The sequence below is a fragment of the Variovorax sp. 679 genome, assembly GCF_003952185.1.
GTDB lineage: Bacteria > Pseudomonadota > Gammaproteobacteria > Burkholderiales > Burkholderiaceae_C > Variovorax.
The window spans coordinates 782,627-803,512 of sequence record NZ_RXFS01000001.1 but is presented as its reverse complement, the minus strand read 5'-3'; the positions used below and the strand labels follow the sequence as shown (position 1 = coordinate 803,512).

At 64.6% G+C, this 20,886-nt stretch carries 21 protein-coding genes and 1 tRNA gene; 7 read left to right on the top strand and 15 right to left on the bottom strand.

The features are described from left to right. The first annotated feature begins 8 nt into the window (after window positions 1-8). Complete coding sequence (locus EJO71_RS03815; protein WP_125946736.1) at window positions 9-1,979, top strand: acyltransferase family protein; 1,971 nt, start codon at window positions 9-11, stop codon at window positions 1,977-1,979. Here the strand turns inward: EJO71_RS03815 and EJO71_RS03810 are convergent, their stop codons facing one another. From EJO71_RS03810 to EJO71_RS03760, 10 genes are all read right to left on the bottom strand, one after another. Then, the gene (locus EJO71_RS03810; protein WP_125946737.1) at window positions 1,980-2,192 is read right to left on the bottom strand and encodes a DNA gyrase inhibitor YacG; all 213 of its coding nucleotides are present in this window, start codon (window positions 2,190-2,192) and stop codon (window positions 1,980-1,982) included. After that, window positions 2,189-2,944 carry a cell division protein ZapD gene (gene zapD, locus EJO71_RS03805; RefSeq protein WP_125946738.1) on the bottom strand — a complete coding sequence of 252 codons (756 nt, stop codon included), beginning with the start codon at window positions 2,942-2,944 and terminating at the stop codon, window positions 2,189-2,191. The genes EJO71_RS03810 and zapD overlap by 4 nt, the downstream gene beginning before the upstream one ends. Window positions 2,945-2,974: 30 nt before the next feature. After that, window positions 2,975-4,009 carry a hypothetical protein gene (locus EJO71_RS03800; RefSeq protein WP_125946739.1) on the bottom strand — a complete coding sequence of 345 codons (1,035 nt, stop codon included), beginning with the start codon at window positions 4,007-4,009 and terminating at the stop codon, window positions 2,975-2,977. A 161-nt stretch (window positions 4,010-4,170) separates the two neighbouring features. Beyond that, window positions 4,171-5,664, bottom strand: a complete 1,494-nt coding sequence (locus EJO71_RS03790; protein ID WP_125946741.1) for an MBOAT family protein — start codon at window positions 5,662-5,664, stop codon at window positions 4,171-4,173. Between the two features lie 69 nt (window positions 5,665-5,733). Next, window positions 5,734-6,342, bottom strand: coding sequence for a dephospho-CoA kinase (coaE, locus tag EJO71_RS03785; protein ID WP_164546718.1), 609 nt, complete (start codon window positions 6,340-6,342; stop codon window positions 5,734-5,736). 8 nt (window positions 6,343-6,350) lie between these two features. Beyond that, window positions 6,351-7,316 carry an A24 family peptidase gene (locus tag EJO71_RS03780; RefSeq protein WP_125947392.1) on the bottom strand — a complete coding sequence of 322 codons (966 nt, stop codon included), beginning with the start codon at window positions 7,314-7,316 and terminating at the stop codon, window positions 6,351-6,353. Then, entirely contained in the window at window positions 7,316-8,545 is a 1,230-nt protein-coding gene (locus EJO71_RS03775; RefSeq protein WP_125946742.1) for a type II secretion system F family protein, read from the bottom strand. Before EJO71_RS03775 ends, EJO71_RS03780 begins: the two co-directional genes overlap by 1 nt. Window positions 8,546-8,571: 26 nt before the next feature. Then, window positions 8,572-10,305 carry a type IV-A pilus assembly ATPase PilB gene (gene pilB, locus EJO71_RS03770; RefSeq protein WP_125946743.1) on the bottom strand — a complete coding sequence of 578 codons (1,734 nt, stop codon included), beginning with the start codon at window positions 10,303-10,305 and terminating at the stop codon, window positions 8,572-8,574. A 117-nt stretch (window positions 10,306-10,422) separates the two neighbouring features. Next, window positions 10,423-10,499: transfer RNA gene (locus EJO71_RS03765), tRNA-Pro, on the bottom strand. Between the two features lie 51 nt (window positions 10,500-10,550). After that, complete coding sequence (locus tag EJO71_RS03760; protein WP_125946744.1) at window positions 10,551-11,543, bottom strand: polyprenyl synthetase family protein; 993 nt, start codon at window positions 11,541-11,543, stop codon at window positions 10,551-10,553. Between the two features lie 191 nt (window positions 11,544-11,734). Here EJO71_RS03760 and rplU point away from each other — a divergent pair, with 191 nt between their 5' ends. From rplU to proB, 4 genes are all read left to right on the top strand, one after another. Then, window positions 11,735-12,046, top strand: a complete 312-nt coding sequence (rplU, locus tag EJO71_RS03755) for a 50S ribosomal protein L21 (protein ID WP_057592097.1) — start codon at window positions 11,735-11,737, stop codon at window positions 12,044-12,046. 12 nt (window positions 12,047-12,058) lie between these two features. After that, window positions 12,059-12,319 carry a 50S ribosomal protein L27 gene (rpmA, locus tag EJO71_RS03750; RefSeq protein ID WP_081267930.1) on the top strand — a complete coding sequence of 87 codons (261 nt, stop codon included), beginning with the start codon at window positions 12,059-12,061 and terminating at the stop codon, window positions 12,317-12,319. Window positions 12,320-12,390: 71 nt separating this feature from the next. Beyond that, window positions 12,391-13,467, top strand: a complete 1,077-nt coding sequence (cgtA, locus tag EJO71_RS03745; RefSeq protein WP_125946745.1) for an Obg family GTPase CgtA — start codon at window positions 12,391-12,393, stop codon at window positions 13,465-13,467. A gap of 79 nt (window positions 13,468-13,546) precedes the next feature. Beyond that, entirely contained in the window at window positions 13,547-14,692 is a 1,146-nt protein-coding gene (gene proB, locus EJO71_RS03740; RefSeq protein ID WP_125946746.1) for a glutamate 5-kinase, read from the top strand. A 48-nt stretch (window positions 14,693-14,740) separates the two neighbouring features. Here the strand turns inward: proB and EJO71_RS03735 are convergent, their stop codons facing one another. Beyond that, window positions 14,741-15,268: a CNP1-like family protein gene (locus tag EJO71_RS03735; RefSeq protein WP_240651845.1), complete on the bottom strand. Its 528-nt coding sequence runs from the start codon at window positions 15,266-15,268 to the stop codon at window positions 14,741-14,743. A gap of 13 nt (window positions 15,269-15,281) precedes the next feature. After that, entirely contained in the window at window positions 15,282-15,953 is a 672-nt protein-coding gene (locus tag EJO71_RS03730; RefSeq protein ID WP_125947393.1) for an RNA pyrophosphohydrolase, read from the bottom strand. A 146-nt stretch (window positions 15,954-16,099) separates the two neighbouring features. On the opposite strand from EJO71_RS03730, the gene EJO71_RS03725 reads away from it, so the two are divergent. Together EJO71_RS03725 and EJO71_RS03720 are read left to right on the top strand one after the other, a co-directional pair. Beyond that, complete coding sequence (locus EJO71_RS03725) at window positions 16,100-17,845, top strand: proline--tRNA ligase (RefSeq protein WP_125946747.1); 1,746 nt, start codon at window positions 16,100-16,102, stop codon at window positions 17,843-17,845. After that, entirely contained in the window at window positions 17,842-18,522 is a 681-nt protein-coding gene (locus tag EJO71_RS03720; RefSeq protein WP_125946748.1) for a lytic transglycosylase domain-containing protein, read from the top strand. The genes EJO71_RS03725 and EJO71_RS03720 overlap by 4 nt, the downstream gene beginning before the upstream one ends. 21 nt (window positions 18,523-18,543) lie before the next feature. Here the strand turns inward: EJO71_RS03720 and EJO71_RS03715 are convergent, their stop codons facing one another. The 3 genes from EJO71_RS03715 to grxD all read right to left on the bottom strand — a co-directional run bounded on the left by EJO71_RS03715 (window position 18,544) and on the right by grxD (window position 20,873). Next, the gene (locus EJO71_RS03715) at window positions 18,544-19,854 is read right to left on the bottom strand and encodes a hemolysin family protein (RefSeq protein WP_125946749.1); all 1,311 of its coding nucleotides are present in this window, start codon (window positions 19,852-19,854) and stop codon (window positions 18,544-18,546) included. Window positions 19,855-19,999: 145 nt separating this feature from the next. Beyond that, the gene (locus EJO71_RS03710) at window positions 20,000-20,530 is read right to left on the bottom strand and encodes a cupin domain-containing protein (RefSeq protein ID WP_125946750.1); all 531 of its coding nucleotides are present in this window, start codon (window positions 20,528-20,530) and stop codon (window positions 20,000-20,002) included. A gap of 16 nt (window positions 20,531-20,546) precedes the next feature. Continuing rightward, window positions 20,547-20,873: a Grx4 family monothiol glutaredoxin gene (gene grxD / locus EJO71_RS03705; RefSeq protein WP_125946751.1), complete on the bottom strand. Its 327-nt coding sequence runs from the start codon at window positions 20,871-20,873 to the stop codon at window positions 20,547-20,549. Window positions 20,874-20,886 lie beyond the last annotated feature (13 nt).

Sequence of the window (20,886 nt, the reverse complement as noted above, 5' to 3'; positions counted from 1 at the left end):
CGACGACGATGCATCCCAAGTACCGCCCGGACATTGACGGCCTGCGCGCCATCGCGGTGGGCTCTGTGCTGGCGTACCACGCCTTTCCGAGCCTGCTGCCGGGTGGCTTCATCGGGGTCGACATCTTCTTCGTGATCTCTGGCTTCCTGATCACGACCATTCTTCTGCAGAGCCTGGCGGCGGGCGACTTCAGCTATGGCGACTTCTACGCACGGCGCATCCGGCGGATCTTCCCGGCGCTGGTGCTCGTGCTGTTGGTGACGCTGGCCTTCGGCTGGTATGTGCTGCTGCCGGGAGAGTTCTCGCAACTGGGCAAGCAGACCACCGGCGGGGCAGCTTTCTTCGCCAATCTCGTCTTCCTGGGCGAGGCGGGCTACTTCGACGCCACGGCCGAGACCAAGCCGCTGCTGCACCTGTGGTCGCTGGGCATCGAGGAGCAGTTCTACATCTTCTGGCCGCTGATGCTCGGGCTGGCCTGGCGCAAGCGTTGGCCGATGCTGCGCGTGGTGCTGGCGGTGGCCGTGATTTCGTTCCTCGTCAATGTGCTGACGGTGCAGCCGCATCGCGCAGCCGCTTTCTATTCGCCGCTGTCGCGCGCCTGGGAGCTGATGGCGGGCGGGCTGCTGGCGGCCATGCGGCTGCAGGCCGCGGCATCGGGCGCGGCGGAATCGCGCCCTTGGACGAAGCACCTGCAGTCGATCGTCGGCGTGGGCCTGCTTGTGCTGGGCCTTGTCATGACGCGCAGCACGAAGGCGTTTCCGGGCTGGTGGGCGCTGCTGCCGGTGCTGGGCGCGGTGAGCTGCATCGCGGCGGGGCCGAACGGCGTGCTCAACAAGTACCTATTGTCGAACCGCGTGATGGTGTGGATCGGGCTCATCAGCTATCCGCTGTACCTCTGGCACTGGCCGCTGCTTTCGTATGCGCGGATCGTGACCGGTGGCGAGCCGCCCCTGAACCTGCGAATCGCGCTCGTGGTGGCGTCGGTGGTGCTGGCCTGGGCGACGTATCGATTCCTCGAGCGCTTCGTCAAGCTGCACCTTTCGCAGGCGATGCTGCGCGGACTGGCAGGCGGCGGTGCGGCCCTTGCGCTGGCCGGTGTGCTGGTCTTCCTGGGTGCTCCGCAGCCGCGCCATGACAGCCCGGCCCTTCAGGCGGTGGCCGACGCGACGCGCGAGGACAACTACTACGACGGCTTTGAAGAGTCAGCTCTGGGCGGGCAGTTCGTCTACCGTGCCGGCAGCGGCAAGCGCAACGTGCTGCTGATCGGCGACAGCCACGTCGAGCAATACGCGCCGCGTGCGCTCGAACTGGTGCGCACGCAGCCCGACAAGGCCCGTACCGTGTACTTCGCGACCAAGGGCTCGTGCCCGCCGGTACCGGGCCTGTTCAGCAGCCTGGACACCGGCTGCGACGAGCGGCGCGCGGCGGTGCTCGACCTGGCGCTCAAGCCGGAGGTCGATTCGGTGGTGCTCGGGGCGTGCTGGAGCTGCTACTTCACAGGCGCGGGGCCGACGGTGAACTTCTTCGTCGACGGCAGTAAAGCCGTGCACCCGTTCCTCGGCGGCGACGGCGTCGACCTCTCGCTCAAGTCGCTGGGCGAAGTGCTGAAGCGCCTGTCGGCGAAAAAAACGGTCTACCTGGTGCTCGGCAACCCGGTGGGCATGGATTTCGACCCGCTCGGGCAGATCCAGGGCAGCCGGCTTGGCAAGATGACCGCTGCCTCCGGGCAGCCCGGGGCACCGATGCCGGAAGACCAGGCGCGATTCAACGAGCGGCTGAAGCAGGTGGCATTGGCCAACGGTGCGCGCGTCATCGAGCCGTTCGCCAGCCTTTGCGCCGACGGGCGGTGCCTTCGCAGCATGCCCGACGACGGTTCGCCCGCCTACAAGGACATCGGCCACCTCCGGCCCCGGTACGCGCGCAGTTTCGCGACGTACATCGATCCGGCGCTGCTCGACGACAGCCCGGCGGGGAAGTAACTACTGGATCTTGGGGTCGCCGAAGGGCTCGTCGTCCGGCGGGGCTTCGGCCGGCATGCGGAATTCCTCGCTGGCCCATGCGCCCAGGTCGATGCCCTTGCAACGGGCACTGCAGAAAGGCCGATAGCTATTGCCCGGGGCGTAGATGCTGTCGCCGCCGCAGGTGGGGCAGCGCACGATCCGCTCGCCCTTGTCGTTCACCGTCCCGGTCATGCGCAGAGAGTCAGCTCGAAAGGCGTGTCTTCCGGGCTCTGGTGCAGGCGGTCGTCCGAGTCCTGGCGCATCAGGCGCACTGAAACCATGAGGCGGTTGCCGCTGATTTCCGGAATCAGGCCAAGCTTGGGGTCGATGCGCAGGCGCAGCAACTGGAAGCTGCGGCCCTGCGGCAGGTTCTGCTGGAACTGGCCGTTGACGGCAATCACCTTGTAGGGCACGTCGGCGTCGCGCAGCAGCTTGAGCAGCAGGTAGATCGACGAGGCCAGCGGCGAAAGCGTGTTCGACCAGCGTTCGAGATCGGCGCGGCGGCTGGCGACGGGGCGGTGCTGCCAGGCGTAGTAGGCGGGCAGGTCGAACTCGCAGGTGCCGCCCGGAATGCCGGCGCGGCTGCGGATGCTCATGAGCCACTCGTTCTCGGTCAGTGCCTGGCCTGCCTTGCCGGCGACGCTGTTGAGGGCGGTGAAGTTGCCCTCGAGCTGGCTCACGACCTGATCGAGCACGGTCTCGGCGATGGCCGGATTGCCCCGGTAGCTGTTGAAGACGTTCTTGTGCTTGTCCAGGTCGCGCAGCACGTCGGCCTTGAGATCGGCGCGTGCGGCCACGTCCATGATCTCGAAGATCGTGACCAGGGCGTAGTGGTGGGACAGCGGGGATTCGGCCGGCACCAGCTCGCCGAGGCGGCGGAACAGGTGCTCGAGCCGCAGGTACGTGCGGATGCGCTCGTTGAAGGGGTACTCGTAGAGGATCACGCGTATCGGTTTTTCACGTCGGGTTCGAGCTCATTGCGATCTGGTGGCCGGTGGCGGGAACACCTCGCGCACAGCCTCCAGCATACGCTGCCCGAAAAGAATGTAACCCCGGGTCGATACGTGGGTCTCGTTGGCGGGGAAAAGATCCTTCATCTTGAAACGGTTCTGCTCCGCCAGGGCGAACAGGTCCGGCCCGATATTCTGCGGGTTGAACGCGGCCCGGAACTCGTCGGCATGGTTTTGTTGCAAATACACGCTGGTCTTGTTCGGCACCACCATCCATACCACCTTGTAGGGCGCGGCGGTGCTTTCGAAGCGCTTCATGAACTGCGCGGACTGGGCGGTCAGCGCCGGATTGACGCGGTCTTCGGCGGTCATCAGCAGCTTGTCGCAGGCGCGGTGGCTGAACTGCTTGCAGCCGTCGGGCACCACGCGCGCGTCGATCAGCGGGCCCCAGCGCTCGGGCGTGTTGGTCCAACTGTCGGAGGCCAGGATCTCCTTGGTGTTTTGGTATGTGAACCAGCCGCTGAGCAACTGGGCGTCCCAGTTGAGCTGGAAGCCGGGGGCGGGCCTCGACGGGTTCTCGAAAGGCGGCGGCGTGGGCTTGAAGGCGTGCTTCATCGTCTTGCACGACTCGGACTTCTCGATGCGGTCGGACAGCAGGCGCTCGATGCTCTCCACGATCACGACCTTGCCCTTGAAGCCGGACTTCTCGAGCCAACCGGGGAAATCGTCGCAAAGGACGCCGCCGAGGTTGTCCCAGTGCGTGGTGGTGACCTTGTAGCCCGCGCCCACGAGAGACGACTGCCATGCATAGCGCACGGAGAAGCTGTCGCCGATCACCAGGATGTCGGATTCATTGATGGGCCAGGTCTTGACGTCGGCGTCCGAAATGGGCGGCGGCGGTTCGTGCCAGCCGAATTCGCGCTCGGAGATGCGTCCGATGCGGGTCAGGTCGCCGTAGGGGATGGGCGTGAAGAGGCTGACGAGCAGCAGGGCGCAGCACACCAGGTAGCCGGCGGCGAAGATGCGAAGCCAGGTCCTGGCCGATTTCGTGTCTTCCATATCAGCTCTCCACCGTGCCGCGCGTGACCCCCGGTGCGTGAATCGGGCGTGCCCCATTCGCAAGACGCCGCGGAACCGGCTTTGCCGGGCCGCCGGCGTCGCCCCCGGCGAGGGGGGAGGAGAAGCGACACGAAGTGCGCGAAGCCTGGGGGAGTTTCATTTCAGAACTGGAAATAGAGGAAGGGGCTGTAGCTGCCGAATTTCGACACGCACAGGCCAAAGAGATAGACGCAGCCCAGTCCGGTGATCCAGGTGGCCAGGCGCTGCAGGCGCGGGCGTCCGGCCAGCCCCGCGACACTGGGAATCCAGCGGTCGAGCGTGATGGTGGGCGGCAGCGCCAGGCAGATCACGATGCCGACCAGGAGGGTCTGGAAGAACTCCGGCTTGCGAAACGGCACGCGGAACTCGCTGAAGGCCGACACGGGCGCGCCGTGCATGCCCAGCATGCCCTTGTAGATCTCGATGGCGGCCGCCATGCTGTCGGCGCGGAACACGACCCAGGCGATCATCACGCAGACGAAGGTGATGAACCAGCCGATCACACGGCCATACCAGGTGGTTTCGGTCTTGCCGCGACGCACCTTGGCGTTCCAGAAGTGGTTGACCATCAGGTAGAAGCCGTGCAGCGCGCCCCAGATGACGAAGGTCCAGGCGGCGCCGTGCCACAGGCCGCCCAGCAGCATCGTCAGGAAGAGATTGATGTAGCGCCGGGCCGGGCCTTTGCGGTTGCCGCCCAGAGGCACGTAGAGGTAGTCGCGCAGGAAGGTCGACAGCGAGATGTGCCATCGGCGCCAGAACTCGATCATGTTGGTCGACTTGTAGGGCGACCTGAAGTTGAGCGGCAACTGCACGCCCACGCACAGCGAGAGGCCGACGGCCATGTCGGAATAGCCCGAGAAGTCGAAGTAGATCTGCAGCGTGTACGCCAGCACCCCGAACCAGGCCGTGTACAGCGAGGGCATCACGCCTTCGTGCACGCCTTTGAACATCATGTCGGCGTACTGCCCCATCGGGTCGGCGATCAGCATCTTCTTGGCCAGGCCGAAGACGAAGATGCCCAGGCCCAACGCGATGTTGTTGGCGTTGATCCTGTAGGTGGCCGGGCTGTTGAACTGCGGCATCATCTGCGCGTGATGCAGCACGGGGCCCGCGATCAGGTGCGGGAAGTAGGTCACGAACAGCACGTAGTGGATGAAGCTGCGTTCGTGCACCTTGCCCTGCCAGCAGTCGACCAGGAAGGCGATCTGGGTGAAGGTGTAGAACGAGATGCCGATGGGCAGCACGATGTGCACCAGGTCGATCTGCGCGAAGCCCGCGGCGGCCAGGCCGGCATCGATGTTTTCCAGGAAGAAGTTGGCGTACTTGAAGACGGCCAGCACCCCGAGATTGATCACAAGGGCGATGATCAGCAGGGCCTTGCGGTGCTTGTCTTCGCGGCCCGGGGAAGGCGTGAGCCGCAGCCCGAACCAGTAGTTGACGCAGATCGACCCCAGCAGCAGGGGAAGCGCCTTGACGCTCCACCACCCGTAGAAGAAGAGGGATGCCAGTGCCAGGAAACCCGCCGCCGACCGGGGACTGCGCGCACCGATCAGGAAGAAGCCGATCAGGACCAGCGGGAAGAAAACAAAGATGAAGGGATACGAATTGAAAAGCATCGTGAGGGGCGCTTGGGCGTGCGCCGTTTGACGTGATCGTCGTGTAGCCGTCGCGGCGTCAACCCCAAATTATCGCGTGCCCGCCCGAACCCACCGTTCCCAGAGACCCCGGACCTGCTGAGCGAGTTCCTCCAGGGTCAGGGACTCGTTGTAAACAACCGCGTCGGCGGCGGCCCGGCGCGCCCTGCGCGGGGCCTGCTGGGCGATCACCGCCTTGACCGCTTCGGGCGCCCAACCCGAGCGCGCGACGACGCGCTTCAACTGCGTTTCCTCGGTGGCGTCGACCACCAGAACCCGGTCGACGATGGCGCGCCAGCGACCGGACTCGACGAGCAGGGGGACGTCGAATACGACGGTCGCTTCCTCGCCGGCCGCGGCGGCCTGGCGCTGGGTTTCGGCACCGATCAGAGGGTGAAGGATGGATTCGAGACGGGCCTTGGCGCCAGCGTCCGCGAAGACGATCCGGCGCATCGCGGCGCGGTCCATGCCGCCGTCCGGGTCGATGACTTCGGGGCCGAAGGCGGCCTCCAGGGCGGGCATCGCGATGCCGCCAGGGAGTGCGATGGCTCGCGCGATGGCGTCGGTGTCCACCAGTACCGCCCCCTGGGCCACCAGCAGCCCGGCAACGGTACTCTTGCCGCTGCCGATGCCACCTGTCAGGCCGATGCGCCGCACCATGCGGTGTGTCAATGGATCAGTGCGCCCAAGGGGAAGGCGAACGGAATCCATTGCCTCACGACTTCCGGACCCGCCACGAGGCAGACGAGGCCCGCGCCGGCCAGGAAGGGACCGAAGGCGATGGGAATGTCCTTGTGTGCCAGCTTGCCGGCGATGCGCAAAGAAATGCCTATCACCGCGCCCACCAGCGAGGAGACGAGGATGATCGCGATGAGATAGTCGGCGCCGAGCCATGCACCCAGCGCGGCCAGCAGTTTGAAGTCTCCATAGCCCATGCCTTCCTTGCCCGTGACCAAGCGAAAGCCATGGTACACAAGCCAGAGGCTCAGATAGCCGAACACGGCGCCCCAGACGGCCGAACTCAGCGAGACGCCGGTCCACCCCATGGCCGCGCCGATCAGGCCGAGCCAGAGCAAGGGGTAGTTGAGCGAGTCGGGCAGGAACTGGGTGTCGAAGTCGATCAGGAACTGGCAGATCAGCAGGGCGCCGAAGGCAGCCCACAGTGCCCCGGCTGGCGTGATGCCGAAGCGCCAGGCGCACAGGGCGAACAGGGCGCCCGTGATCAGTTCGACCAGCGGGTAGCGCGGGCTGATCGCCGTTTTGCACGATGAGCAGCGCCCGCGGAGCGCGGCATAGCTCAGCACGGGGATGTTCTCGTACCAGCGGATCTTGTGCCCGCAGGTTCCGCATCGCGACGCGGGGCGCATCAGGTCGAAGGGAGGTTGTTTCTCGACGACCTCCGCCGCCTTGTCGGCTGCGGCTTCCAGTCCGGCGGGAGCCGCGACCTTGGACCCGAAGGCGAGCGACCACAGCGAGGGCGCATCCTTCGACGACATGAGATTGCCGACCGCGTCAGCGAGCCATTCGCGGTACATCATCACCGGTACCCGGTAGATGACGACGTTCATGAAGCTGCCGATCAATAGCCCCAGGACACCGGCGAAAACGGTGTCGAACTCCCGCGAAACGAGCATCAAACGACCTGGCCGAGCTTGAAGATGGGCAGGTACATCGACACCACGATGCCGCCGATGATGGTGCCGAGGAACACGATGATGATCGGCTCCATCAGGCTGGAGAGGCCCGCGACCATGTCGTCGACTTCGGATTCGTAGAAGTCGGCGGCCTTGCCCAGCATGTGATCGATGGAGCCGGACTCCTCGCCGATGGCGGTCATCTGGATCACCATGGAGGGGAACAGGTTGACGTTGGTCATGGCCGCCGTGAGGCTGGTGCCGGTGGAAACCTCCTGCTGGATCTTTGCCGTGGCATCGCCGTAGACGGTGTTGCCCGAGGCGCCGCCTACGGAGTCGAGGGCTTCGACCAGAGGAACGCCGGCGGCGAACATGGTGGCCAGCGTGCGGGTCCAGCGGGCGACGCAGGATTTTTCGATCAAAACCCCGAAGACCGGGATTCTCAGCAGGATGCGGTCCATGGTCTTTTGTACGCGCTCGTTGCGCTTCCAGGCCTGCATGAAGAAATAGAGTCCACCGCCGATGCCGCCGAAGATCAACCACCAGTAGGACACGAAGAATTCGCTGATGCCGATCACGATCAGCGTCGGCGCGGGCAGATCGGCGCCGAATGACGTGAACACCTCCTTGAACGCCGGGATAACGAAGATCATGATGATGGCGATCACCACGAAGGCGACCACGATCACCGAGATTGGATACATCAAGGCCGACTTTATCTTGGACTTGATCGCTTCGGTCTTCTCCATGTACGTGGCCAGCCGGTCCAGCAGTTCTTCGAGAATACCGGCCGCTTCGCCAGCCTCCACCAGGTTGCAGTAGAGGTTGTCGAAGTACTTAGGGAACTTGCGAAAGGCCGCCGACAGCGAAGTACCGGTCTCGACGTCGCTGCGGATGTCGTTGAGCAGCTTGGCAACGCTTGCGTTCGCATTGCCGCGCCCGACGATGTCGAAGGACTGCATCAGGGGCACGCCGGCCTTCATCATGGTCGCCAGTTGGCGCGTGAAGATCGCGATGTCCTTTGGCTTGATCGCCTTGCCCGAGCGCATGCGGCGCTTCTTGATCTTCGAAGCGAGCACGCCCTGGCGGCGCAGTGCGGCCTGAACCTGGTTTTCGCCGGCGGCACGAAGTTCGCCTCTTACCAGCTTGCCGTTGCGGTCCTTGCCTTCCCATTCGAAGACAAATTCCTTGTGCGTGGGCTGGGTGCGGGGGGATGCCACTGTTGCCATTCGATCTCCGGTATTCGGTATGTTCGTTATTCGTTGGTGCAGGCCACCACTTCTTCCAGAGAAGTGAGACCTTGCATGACTTTCCGGAGCCCCGATTGGCGCAGCGAACGCACGCCTTCGGCTTCGGATTGCTGCGCGATGTCGAGCGCGCTGCCGTCACGCAGGATGATTTCCTGGATGGCCTCCGAGATCGGCATCACCTGGTAGATGCCGACGCGGCCCTTGTAGCCACCGCTGCAGGCGGAGCAGCCGACGGGGCGGTAGGGCTTCCAGGTGCCGTCCAGGTCTTCTTCCCTGAATCCTGCTTCGAGCAACGATTCGCGAGGGATGTCGGCCGGCGCGCGGCAGACGGTGCACAGGCGCCGCGCGAGGCGCTGCGCAGTGATCAGAATCACGCTCGACGCGATGTTGAAGGGCGCGATACCCATGTTGCGCATCCGAGTGAGCGTGGTCGGCGCGTCGTTGGTGTGCAGCGTGGAGAGCACCAGGTGGCCGGTTTGCGCGGCCTTGATCGAGATATCGGCGGTTTCGAGGTCGCGGATTTCGCCGACCATGATGATGTCTGGATCCTGGCGCAGGAAGGCGCGCAGCGCTGCCGCGAAGGTCAGGCCGGCGCGTTCGTTGACGTTGACCTGGTTGACGCCCGGGAGGTTGATTTCCGACGGATCTTCCGCCGTGGCGATGTTGACGCCCGGCTGGTTCAGCAGATTCAGGCAGGTGTAGAGCGACACCGTCTTGCCCGAGCCCGTGGGACCGGTGACGAGCACCATGCCATAGGGGCGACCGATGGCATGCAGCAGCCGCGCCTTTTCGTCCGCGTCGTAGCCGAGGGCGTCGATCCCAAGGCGAGCGCTGCTCGGGTCGAGAATACGCACGACGATCTTCTCGCCGAACAGCGTGGGCAGCGTGCTCACGCGGAAGTCGATCACGCGGTCGGGCCCGATCTTGAGCTTCATGCGGCCGTCCTGCGGCACGCGTTTCTCGGAGATGTCGAGCCGGGAGATGACCTTGATGCGCGAAGCCAGCTTGTCCTTGATGACGGTGGGCGGGCTGGCGATTTCGCGCAGTTCCCCGTCGACCCGGAAGCGCACGCGGTAGTTGTGCTCGTACGGCTCGAAGTGGATGTCCGAGGCCCGCATGCTGACGGCGTCGAGCAGCATCTTGTGCAAGAAACGTACGACCGGCGCGTCTTCGACTTCGGCGATCGCCTGATCGTTGCTCTCGTTCGCGGTATCGGCCGAGACCTCGTCGAACTCGAATTCGCTGCCGACGATGCTGTTGATGGTTTCCGCGGCGCTGACGGCGGCAGCTTCGATCATTCGCGACAGCTTGTCGTATTCGGCGATGACCCAGTCGACGCCCATCTGGGACGCGAACTTGATTTTTTCTGCCGCCTGCTGGTCGGAAGGATCGGCTGTGGCAACGATCAGCCGGTTGTTGCGCTTGCTGAGGACGACGATGCGGTACGCATGGCACAGCTTCTGGTCGACCAGATCCTTCGGAAGGCGCTGCGGATCTATGGCGTCGAGATCGAGCAGCGGGGCGCCGAAGGCGGTGGAGAGGGTGTGGGCGAGATCAGCTGCTGAGACTGCGCCGGAGCCGGTCAGCTCCGCGATGAAGCTGGTACGACCGCTGAGGGACTTCTGGTAGATGTCCTCGGCTGATCTGGCAGGAAGCTTGCCGGCCGAAACCAGGGCGCGCGCAAGCCCGGGAAGGGCAATCTGCGAGGGTTCTTTAACAGGAAGTTCGGCAGCGGCCATTCAGCGAGTGAAAAAGATGTGAAAATTTGCTTCACGATCATCGCTGAACACTCCTGTGCTGTAAATCGCTACACAGCAACAGGCATGGCCATTTGTCTATTTATGCCAGCCAAAGGCTGGTCGGGGTGAGAGGATTCGAACCTCCGGCCTCTACGTCCCGAACGTAGCGCTCTACCAGGCTAAGCTACACCCCGATGGTTGCAAGAAAAAAGAAATCGTCCTAGATGCCAACTCAGGAGAGGTGTTCAGGCACGTCGCTCAAGCAACTGAGCCGCCAATTGTAGCAAACCTGAAGCGTGCGAATTGGACGGGAAATCTTTTAATGCATGAATCGCACGCTGCGCCTCGGCGGCGGCGGCGGCGCGCGAAGCATCCAGGGCCCCGGTTTCACGGACGATCTCGACGACCTTGCCCAACTGGGTTGTGTCTCCGGCTTCAATGGCGGCACGCACCAGTTCGCTTTGAGCAGGAGTCCCTCGTTGCATTGCGAAGATGAGCGGCAGCGTGGTCTTGCCTTCGCGCAAGTCGTCGCCGACGTTCTTGCCTGTTTCGCTGGCGTCGCCCGCATAGTCCAGTACGTCGTCGATTACCTGGAAGGCGGTGCCGAGTGCCTGGCCGTAAGTGGCGCAGGCTTCTTCCACTTCGGGCGTGGCGCCTGCCAGCACGGCGGCGAGGCGGGTGCTGGCTTCGAATAGCTTTGCTGTCTTCGACCGGATCACGCGCAGATAGGCTGCTTCGTCCAGCGACGCGTCGTGCATGTTCATCAGCTGAAGCACTTCGCCCTCGGCGATCACGTTGGTGGCTTCGGCCAGGATCTGCATCACGCGCATGTTGTTGGCATCCAACATCATCTGGAATGCACGCGAGTAAAGGAAGTCGCCGACCAGTACGCTGGCTGGATTTCCGAAGGATTCGTTGGCGGTCGCCCGTCCGCGCCGCAAGGTCGACTCGTCGACCACGTCGTCATGCAGGAGCGTGGCCGTATGGATGAACTCCACGACGGCAGCCAGGTTGAATCGCTGCTCGCCCGTATAGCCCAGTGCGCCCGACATCAGCAACAGGAGCGCCGGCCGCAGGCGCTTGCCGCCAGCGGAAATGATGTATCTGGAAACCTGGCTGACCAGCGGCACGCCCGTATCGAGGCGGCGGGCAATCACATGGTCGACTTCGACCATGTCGCCGGCAATCAGGTCCAGCACGGTGGCGGTGGGGGAGGTGTCGGCGGCGGGAACTGGCAAAGCGGAGGCGCTGGGCGCTGCTGGGGATGAGGGTGGCCCAGGCTAGGGAAGGGCCGGAAGGCGCAAATTATAGGGAGCCAACGAGGTTTGCCGGGGCTGCGTGGTGCCAGAGCTGGTTAGCAGGCACAAACCGCGCTATAATCTTGGGCTCTGCGGAATTCGCCGCGGAGACTCATTTCTAAGAGGTTTACATGTACGCGGTCATAAAAACCGGTGGCAAGCAGTATCGCGTTGCTTCCGGCGAGAAAATCAAAGTAGAACAGATTGCTGCGGACGTAGGCCAGGAAATCGTGATCGACCAGGTTCTGGCCGTCGGCAACGGCGCTGAAATCAAGGTTGGCACGCCCCTGGTGTCCGGTGCAACGGTGACAGTCACTGTGCTGTCGCACGGTAAGCACGACAAGGTTCGCATCTTCAAGATGCGCCGTCGCAAGCACTATCAGAAACGTCAAGGCCATCGCCAGCAGTTCACCGAACTGCAAATCGGCGCGATCGCTGGCTAAGGAGCAGATTCCATGGCACAGAAAAAAGGCGGCGGCTCAACGCGAAACGGGCGCGATTCCAAGCCCAAGATGCTCGGCGTGAAGGCTTTCGGCGGCGAACTGATCAGCGCAGGCTCGATCATCGTGCGCCAGCGCGGCACCCAGTTCCACCCCGGCGTGAACGTCGGCGTGGGCAAGGACCACACGCTCTTCGCCCTGGTCGACGGCCACGTGTCGTTCGGTCAAAAGGGTGCACTCAACAAGCACACGGTCAACGTGACCCCCGCGGCGTAAGCCCCGAGTCACTTCGATCTACCCGAGGCCCCGCATTGCCGGGGCTTCTTCATTTGTAAACTGGACATCCCATGAAGTTCGTCGACGAAGCCTTCATCGACATCGCCGCCGGCGATGGCGGCAACGGCTGCGTGTCGTTCCGTCATGAGAAGTACAAGGAATTCGGCGGTCCCAACGGCGGCGACGGCGGCCGTGGCGGCCATGTGTTCGCGGTGGCCGATTCCAATCTCAACACGCTGGTCGACTTCCGCTATTCGCGCCGCCACGAGGCCAAGCGCGGCGAGCACGGCATGGGCTCCGACATGTTCGGCGCTGCTGGAGACGACATCACGCTCAAGATGCCGGTCGGCACGATCATTTCCGATGCTGAAACCGGCGAGGTGCTGTTCGAGTTGCTCAAGGACGGCGAAGTCATCACGATCGCCAAGGGCGGCGACGGCGGCTTCGGCAACATGCGCTTCAAGAGCGCCATCAACCGCGCTCCGCGTCAGAAGACCCCGGGCTGGCCCGGTGAGAAGCGCAGCCTCAAGCTCGAACTCAAGGTGCTGGCCGATGTCGGCCTGCTCGGCATGCCGAATGCAGGCAAGTCGACGCTCATCAGCGCCATCTCGAACGCCCGCCCGCGCATTGCGGACTACCCCTTCACCACGCTGCACCCGAACCTGGGTGTCGTGCGCGTCGGCCCCGAGCAGAGCTTCGTGGTGGCGGACCTGCCCGGCCTGATCGAAGGCGCCTCCGAAGGTGCGGGCCTTGGTCATCTTTTCCTGCGTCACCTGCAGCGTACGCGCCTGCTTCTGCATGTGGTCGACATGGCGCCGTTCGACGACAGCGTCGATCCGGTGGCACAAGCCAAGGCCATCGTGGGCGAACTGAAGAAGTACGACGCCGATCTCTACGAGAAGCCGCGCTGGCTTGTGCTGAACAAGCTCGACATGGTGCCTTCCGACGAGCGCGCGGCGCGCATCAAGGACTTCGTGAAGCGCCTGCGTTTCAAGGGTCCCGTGTTCGAGATTTCCGCGCTTACGCGCGAAGGCTGCGAGCATCTGGTGCAGGCCATCTACCAGCAGGTCAAGGCACAGCAGGTGGCCGAGCACGAGCCGGTCGAGGTCGATCCGCGCTTCGTGCCCCTGCCGCCCGAAGGCTCCTGAGCGGCATCGGTCGGCCGGTGCCGGCCGGATGGAAGACAGCAGCAACCCAAGCAGCATTCAAGACCGTTACAACCCCAAAATGACCTCGTCGAACTCCGGATCCACTGCCTTGCGGGATGCCCGCCGTATCGTCGTCAAGGTGGGTTCCAGCCTCGTGACCAACGAGGGGCGCGGTCTCGACGAGGCCGCCATCGGCGAGTGGTGCAGGCAACTGGCAGCGCTGGTGCGCGACGGGCGCGAGGTCGTGATGGTGTCGAGCGGTGCAATCGCCGAAGGCATGAAGCGCCTCGGCTGGCGCACCCGGCCGCATGAAATCAACGAACTCCAGGCGGCTGCGGCCGTCGGGCAGATGGGCCTGGCCCAGATGTACGAGACCAAGCTGCGCGAGAACGAGATCGGCAGCGCACAGGTGCTGTTGACCCACGCCGACCTGGCCGACCGCGAGCGCTACCTCAATGCCCGTTCTACGCTGGTCACGCTGCTCAAGCTGGGCGTGGTGCCGGTCATCAACGAGAACGACACGGTCGTCAACGACGAGATCAAGTTCGGCGACAACGACACGCTCGGCGCCCTGGTGGCCAACCTGGTCGAGGCCGATGCGCTGGTCATCCTCACCGACCAGAAGGGCCTGTACACCGCCGATCCGCGCAAGGACCCGGACGCGAAGTTCGTGCACGAGGCTGCCGCAGGCGACCCGGCGCTTGAGGCGATGGCCGGCGGCGCGGGCTCCAGCATCGGCAAGGGCGGCATGATCACCAAGATCCTCGCGGCCAAGCGCGCCGCGGGCTCGGGCGCCTCCACCGTCATCGCCTGGGGACGCGAGGCCGATGCGCTGCTGCGTCTTGCGAAGGGCGAATCCATCGGCACCCTGTTGGTAGCGCAAACCGCCAAGCACCAGGCCCGCAAGCGCTGGATGGCCGACCATCTGCAGCTGCGCGGCTCTGTCGTCGTCGATGCGGGCGCGGCCGCCAAGGTGCGGGCCGAGGGCAAGAGCCTGCTGCCGATCGGCATGACCAGTGTTTCGGGCGAGTTCTCGCGCGGCGACGTGATCGCGGTACGTGACGTCGATGGCGTCGAATTGGCCAGGGGCCTCGCCAACTACTCGAGCGTGGAGGCGCGACTTCTGTGCCGCAAGCCTTCATCCGAGTTCGAGCGACTGCTGGGCTACGTGGCGGAACCGGAGATGGTCCACCGCGACAACATGGTGTTGATGCCGGCAGGCTGAAAACGACAACGGGGCCCGAGGCCCCGTTTGTTTTTCCGCTTGGTTGCGTTACTGCACTTCCCGGATCGGGTTGCGGATGTTCTGAACCATGTCCCCCACCGAGGCACGCGGCGCGTTGCCGCGGCACAGGGCCTGCGTCGCCAGCTTTCGGGTGTAGCTGGAATTCATGTCGCCCAGCCGTTTCCATTCCGGCTTCGCCACGTCCTGCCACGTGCCGTTGTTGTAGCGGGCGTAGCTCTTCATCTCGGCCGTGGAGCACCGAACACCCTCGTAGAAGGCGTTGGTCGCGCCACCAGCACGGTTCTGGGCAACCACCACATAGCGCACGATCCCGTCGCCCGTGATGGCGATCGTCTGCGGGTCGACACCGAACTTCAGGCTCATGTAAGGCGGCATCTCGATCGGCAGCAGACGCTTTTCGCTGAAGGCCGGCGGTGGCGGCGTGGCCGTTTCTTCCCACTCCCTGTCCGTCTCGTAGCGCTTGGGCGGCGGCGGCAGACCGGCCTGCGCCCAGTCGGGGTTGTCGGTGTCGTGCGGGCCCGAGGCGCACCCCGCGAGGATGCCGAAGCAGGCCAAAAGAAGAACGCGCTCAGCGTTGCGTCGGAAGGGACGGCGGTGCTTGGTTGTCGTGGACAGGAGGTTCATTGCTCGCAGAAGGAATGTCGGGATGCGGATCGAAGCTGCCGCCGGGCGGCAGATCCAGTCCGGGAGGCGCCCCGGCGTCCGGCGAATGGCGCTCGAATTCTCGGGCGCGCACGTTGCTGCGCAGGAAGCGGTTGCGGAAATCCTGCCTCGGCAGGTAACGAGCAAGCTCGGTGAGCGCCATCTCGTAGACGCCGCGCTTGAACTCGACGACGACGTCGAGCGGCACCCAATAGTCATGCCAGCGCCAGGCGTCGAATTCGGGATGGTCGGTTGCACGCAGGTTGAGATCCCAATCGTGGCCGACGAGTTGCAGCAAATACCAGATTTGTTTCTGGCCCTTGTAGTGGCCCCGTGCGTCACGGCGGATGAACCGATCCGGCACCTCGTAGCGCAACCAGTCGCGGGTACGGGCCACGATGCGCACGTGCTCCGGGTGGAGCCCCACTTCCTCGTGCAGTTCCCGGAACATGGCTTGCTCGGGACTTTCGCCGCGGTCGATGCCGCCTTGCGGAAACTGCCAGGAATGAGTGCGTATGCGTTTGCCCCAGAAAACCTGGTTTCTCTGGTTGAGCAGGATGATGCCGACGTTGGGCCTGAAGCCGTCCCGGTCGAGCATAATCAAACCCCAATTTTTGAACTGAGTCGATTATGCATGCCGGGTTGCCCTCGGCAAGCTGCGATGCAGGCTCTCAGGGTCTCTCCGGGGGAGCAGTTCCCCACTTCCCAACTTCGAATCCAGCGATTCCCATCACCGCGATCCCGATGAAAGCTTCCCGATTTTTTGTCTCCACCCTCAAGGAAGCGCCCGCTGACGCAGAGGTCGCGAGCCATCGGCTCATGATGCGTGCCGGCATGATCAAGAAGCTCGGCACGGGCATCTACACCTACATGCCCATGGGGCTGCGCGTGATCCGCAAGGTCGAGGCCATCGTCCGTGAGGAGATGAATCGCGCCGGCGCCGTCGAGATGACGATGCCCGTGGTGCAGCCGGCCGAGTTCTGGCAGGAGACTGGCCGTTTCGAGAAGATGGGCCCCGAGCTGCTGCGCATCAAGGACCGGCACGACCGCGACTTCGTGATCCAGCCGACCAGCGAAGAGGTCGTGACCGACATCGCGCGCCAGGAAATCCGCAGCTACAAGCAGCTGCCCAAGAACTTCTACCAGATCCAGACCAAGTTCCGCGACGAGCGCCGTCCGCGCTTCGGCCTGATGCGCGGGCGTGAATTCATCATGAAGGACGCCTACAGCTTCGACCGCGACCTCGACGCCGCCAAGGCCAGCTACCAGGTCATGGCGCAGGCCTACCGCAACATCTTCGACCGCTTCGGCCTGCGCTATCGCGCCGTGGCGGCCGACAGCGGCGCCATCGGCGGCGACCTGAGCGAGGAATTCCAGGTGATCGCCGCCACCGGCGAGGACGCCATCGTCTATTGCCCCGACAGCAGCTACGCCGCCAACATGGAAAAGGCCGAGGCACTGGCCCCGGCCGGTCCGCGCCCCGCAGCCACCAAGGCGCTCGAGAAGACGCCGACGCCCGGCAAGAGCACCTGCGCCGACGTGGCCGAACTGCTCGGCGTGCCGCTCTCCACCACCATCAAGTCGCTGGTGCTGGCCACCGACATCGTCGACGAGGCCGGCAATCCGAAGGGTTCGCAGGTCTGGCTGCTGCTGCTGCGCGGCGATCACGACATGAACGAGATCAAGGTCGGCAAGCTCCCGGGCCTGAACCAGGGCTTCCGCTTCGCGACCCTGGCCGAGATTGAGGACCACTTCGGCTGCAAGCCCGGCTACCTGGGCCCGCTGAACCTCAAGAAGCCCGTGAAGCTCGTGGCCGACCGCGAAGCCGCCGTCATGGCCGACTGGATCACCGGCGCCAACGAAGTCGACTTCCACATGACGGGAGTCAACTGGGGCCGCGACCTGCCCGAGCCCGATCTCGTCGCCGACATCCGCAACGTGGTCGCGGGCGACGCCTCGCCCGACGGCAAGGGCGTGCTGGCCATCGAGCGCGGCATCGAAGTCGGCCATGTGTTCGTGCTGGGCACCAAGTACAGCAAGGACATGAACGCCACCTACCTCGACGAAGGCGGCAAGCCGCAGTTCCTCGAGATGGGCTGCTACGGCATCGGCATCACCCGCCTGCCGGCGGCCGCCATCGAACAGAACCACGACGAGCGCGGCATCATCTGGCCGGACGCGATCGCACCTTTCACCGTGGTGGTCTGCCCCATCGGCATGGACCGCAGCCCCGAGGTCAAGGTGGCGGCCGAGGCGCTCTACGAAGAGCTGCTGGCCAAGGGCGTCGACGTGCTGCTCGACGACCGCGGCGAGCGCCCCGGCGCGATGTTCGCCGACTGGGAGCTGATCGGCGTGCCACACCGCGTGGTCATCTCGGACCGCGGTCTCAAGGAAGGCCAGCTCGAGTACCAGGGCCGGCGCGATACCGCGGCCACCAAGGTGCCCGTGACCGGCATCGCCGACTTCATCGCCGGCAAGCTCGCAAAATGAGCCTGGAGGGCAGCCTCTCGCGACGCCAGTGCCTGGGCGGCGCCGTGACCGCTGGCGCCCTCACCGTGCTGTCGCTGCCGCAGGCCGCCTTTGCCGGTGCGCAGATCGAGGAGCCGCTGATCGACTCGGTGCGCACCGCGTTGAGTTCGGCCATCCACAACAAGGCACCGCCGGTGCCGCAGTTCGCGAACACCGAGGCTCGCCTGGCCTATCTGCGCTGGCTTGGCGATATGAGCGAGCGCCTCAAGAAGAAGATTGCCGATGCACCGTCGCGTATCGAATTCCTGCAGACCGTCTGGTACGAAGCGAAACGCTCGGGGCTCGAAGTGAGCCTGGTGCTCGGGCTGGTGCAGGTCGAGAGCAATTTCCGCAAGTTCGCAGTGTCGAGCGCCGGCGCTCGCGGCTACATGCAGGTCATGCCGTTCTGGACGCGCGTGATCGGCGACAGCGACCCGGCCAAGCTCTTCCACATGCAGACCAACCTGCGCTTCGGCTGCGTCATTCTTCGCCACTACCTCGACCGCGAGAACGGCGACCTGTTCATGACGCTCGGCCGCTACAACGGCAGCCGCGGCAAGTCGCCGTATCCGAATGCGGTGTTCTCCAATCAGCGGCTCTGGGTGTTCAACGACAGGGAGCGCGAGAAGGAAAAGGACAAGGACCGCTCGGCGGCCTGACGTCTTCCTGCTCCGGCCTGTTCAGTTCGCGGGCGCTTTCGCGGTGCCCGTGCCCTTGGTGACCATCACCTGGTCGATGCGGTAGCTGTCGACGTCCATCACTTCGAAGGTGTAGCCACCCCAGCTCACGTTGTCGGTGCGCTTGGGCACGCGGCGCAGCATCACCATCAGGAAGCCGGCCAGCGTCTCGTATTCCTCCGAGTGGGGCAACTCGTCGATGTGCAGCGCGCGCTGCACGTCCTGGATCGGCGTGATGCCGTCGATCAGCCAGGAGTTCTCGTCGCGCTGGACGATCTGCTCCTCGTCGGGCGTGGACACCAGGTCACCCATCACCGTGCTCATCACGTCGTTGAGGGTGATCACGCCCACCACGAGGCTGTATTCGTTGACGATGATCGCGAAGTCTTCGTGCGCCTGCTGGAACTGCTCGAGCACCTCGGTGAGCGACAGCCGGTCCGGAATGACCAGCGCCTTGTGCAGCGGCAGACCCTGGTCGAAGGCCAGCGGCTGGCCGCTGAGCACGCGCTGGAACATGTCCTTGGCGTCGACATACCCCAGCACGTGGTCGATGTCGCCGTCGCACACCGGGTAGGCCGAGAAGGGCTCGGCCACGATGCGCGCGCGCAGCACCGACTCGGGGTCGTCGTGCAGGAACCAGGCGATGTTGTCGCGCACCGTCATCACGCTGCTGACCAGGCGCGTGTCGAGCTCGAACACGTTGGCGATCACCTGCTGCTCGCGCACCGCGAGCACGCCGGCCTGCGCGCCGGCTTCGGTCATCGCAAGGATGTCGGCCGAGGTGATCTTGTCGTCGCGTGCCATCGGCATGCCGAGCAGCTTGAACAGCAGGTCGGTGCAGCGCGTGAAGAACCACACCAATGGCTTGAAGGTGGTGATCAGCAGCTGCATGGGCCCGACCATGCGCACCGCCAGCCGCTCGGGGTTGCTCATGCCCAGCCGCTTGGGGAACAGGTCTGCGAACACCAGGAACACCGCGATGATGATGACGAACGAGCACAGGAAGGCCGCGCTGGCAGAGGCCTCGGGGCTGAGCCACTTCTCGAAGAAGATGGCGAAGTACGGGCTGAGCGAGCCCTCGCCGACCACGCCGCCGAGGATCGCCACAGCGTTGAGCCCGATCTGCACCACAGTGAAGTAGTGGCCCGGCTGTTCCTGCACGCGCAGCACCTTCTCGGCCCGGGGGTCGCCTTCATCGGCCATCTGGCGCAGGCGCAGGCGGCGCGAGGCGGCCAGGGTGATTTCGGCAAGGGAGAAGAAGGCGCTCAGCGCTATCAGCAGCGCGATGATGAGCAGGCTTTGGGTCAGGGTCATGTTGGCACGTTGAAGACCGTCATGGTGCCATGACTGAGGGGCCATTCCAGCAACACCGCGGAACCGGCTTTGCCGGGCCGCAGGTGTTGCCCCCGGCGAGGGGGTTGGCGCAGCGACACGAAATGCGCGAAGCCTGGGGGAGAGCCTATGTTCCGCCGTGGGGGTGAGTGGGGTCGACCCAGAGGACCGATTCGGGCTTTTCGACAGGCTCGATGTCGAGGTTCACCGCCACCGCCTCGCCATCGCTGCGGCACAGCACGCATTCGAGCGTCTCGGTCGCGCTGGCGTTGATTTCCTGGTGCGGCACGTAGGGCGGCACGTAGATGAAGTCGCCCGGTCCGGCCTCGGCGGTGAATTCGAGCTTCTCGCCCCAGCGCATGCGGGCCCGGCCGCGCACCACGTAGATCACCGATTCGAGATGTCCGTGGTGATGAGCGCCGGTCTTGGCGTCGGCATGGATGGTCACCGTGCCGGCCCAGAGCTTCTGTGCGCCCACGCGGGCGAAATTGATGGCGGCTGCCCGGTTCATGCCGGGCGTCTGGGCGGTGTTGACGTCGAGCTGGTTCGCGCCGATCACCCGCACGCCATCGTGCTTCCAGGCCGGGGCGGCACTGTCGCTGCCGTTGTCGCCGCCGTCTTCATGGGAATGGCCGTGGTCCGCGTGATCGTGACTCATGGCCGTTCCCGCGGGGTCAGGCGTTGGCGCCGTTCACCACCTGCTGCAGCTCGCCCGACTCGTACATCTCCATCATGATGTCCGAGCCGCCGATGAACTCGCCCTTCACGTAGAGCTGCGGGATCGTGGGCCAGTTGCTGTATTCCTTGATGCCCTGGCGGATGCCGTCGTCTTCGAGCACGTTCACGGTCTTGAGCGTCTTCGTGTCGACGCCGACCGCCTTCAGGATCTGGATCGCGCGGCCGGAGAAGCCGCACATCGGGAAGCTGGCATTGCCCTTCATGAAGAGCACGAGGTCGTTGGTCTTGACGAGATCGTCGATGCGTTGCTGGGCGTCGGACATGGGGACTCCTGAA

Bases quoted from the DNA above. Each gene is read 5' to 3' on its own strand.
- EJO71_RS03815 (WP_125946736.1), top strand. From the start codon at position 9: ATGCATCCCAAGTACCGCCCGGACATTGACGGCCTGCGCGCCATCGCG.
- EJO71_RS03810 (WP_125946737.1), bottom strand. From the start codon at position 2,192: ATGACCGGGACGGTGAACGACAAGGGCGAGCGGATCGTGCGCTGCCCC.
- EJO71_RS03800 (WP_125946739.1), bottom strand. From the start codon at position 4,009: ATGGAAGACACGAAATCGGCCAGGACCTGGCTTCGCATCTTCGCCGCC.
- EJO71_RS03790 (WP_125946741.1), bottom strand. From the start codon at position 5,664: ATGCTTTTCAATTCGTATCCCTTCATCTTTGTTTTCTTCCCGCTGGTC.
- coaE (WP_164546718.1), bottom strand. From the start codon at position 6,342: ATGGTGCGGCGCATCGGCCTGACAGGTGGCATCGGCAGCGGCAAGAGT.
- EJO71_RS03780 (WP_125947392.1), bottom strand. From the start codon at position 7,316: ATGCTCGTTTCGCGGGAGTTCGACACCGTTTTCGCCGGTGTCCTGGGG.
- EJO71_RS03775 (WP_125946742.1), bottom strand. From the start codon at position 8,545: ATGGCAACAGTGGCATCCCCCCGCACCCAGCCCACGCACAAGGAATTT.
- pilB (WP_125946743.1), bottom strand. From the start codon at position 10,305: ATGGCCGCTGCCGAACTTCCTGTTAAAGAACCCTCGCAGATTGCCCTT.
- rplU (WP_057592097.1), top strand. From the start codon at position 11,735: ATGTACGCGGTCATAAAAACCGGTGGCAAGCAGTATCGCGTTGCTTCC.
- rpmA (WP_081267930.1), top strand. From the start codon at position 12,059: ATGGCACAGAAAAAAGGCGGCGGCTCAACGCGAAACGGGCGCGATTCC.
- cgtA (WP_125946745.1), top strand. From the start codon at position 12,391: ATGAAGTTCGTCGACGAAGCCTTCATCGACATCGCCGCCGGCGATGGC.
- proB (WP_125946746.1), top strand. From the start codon at position 13,547: ATGACCTCGTCGAACTCCGGATCCACTGCCTTGCGGGATGCCCGCCGT.
- EJO71_RS03730 (WP_125947393.1), bottom strand. From the start codon at position 15,953: ATGCTCGACCGGGACGGCTTCAGGCCCAACGTCGGCATCATCCTGCTC.
- EJO71_RS03725 (WP_125946747.1), top strand. From the start codon at position 16,100: ATGAAAGCTTCCCGATTTTTTGTCTCCACCCTCAAGGAAGCGCCCGCT.
- EJO71_RS03720 (WP_125946748.1), top strand. From the start codon at position 17,842: ATGAGCCTGGAGGGCAGCCTCTCGCGACGCCAGTGCCTGGGCGGCGCC.
- EJO71_RS03715 (WP_125946749.1), bottom strand. From the start codon at position 19,854: ATGACCCTGACCCAAAGCCTGCTCATCATCGCGCTGCTGATAGCGCTG.
- EJO71_RS03710 (WP_125946750.1), bottom strand. From the start codon at position 20,530: ATGAGTCACGATCACGCGGACCACGGCCATTCCCATGAAGACGGCGGC.
- grxD (WP_125946751.1), bottom strand. From the start codon at position 20,873: ATGTCCGACGCCCAGCAACGCATCGACGATCTCGTCAAGACCAACGAC.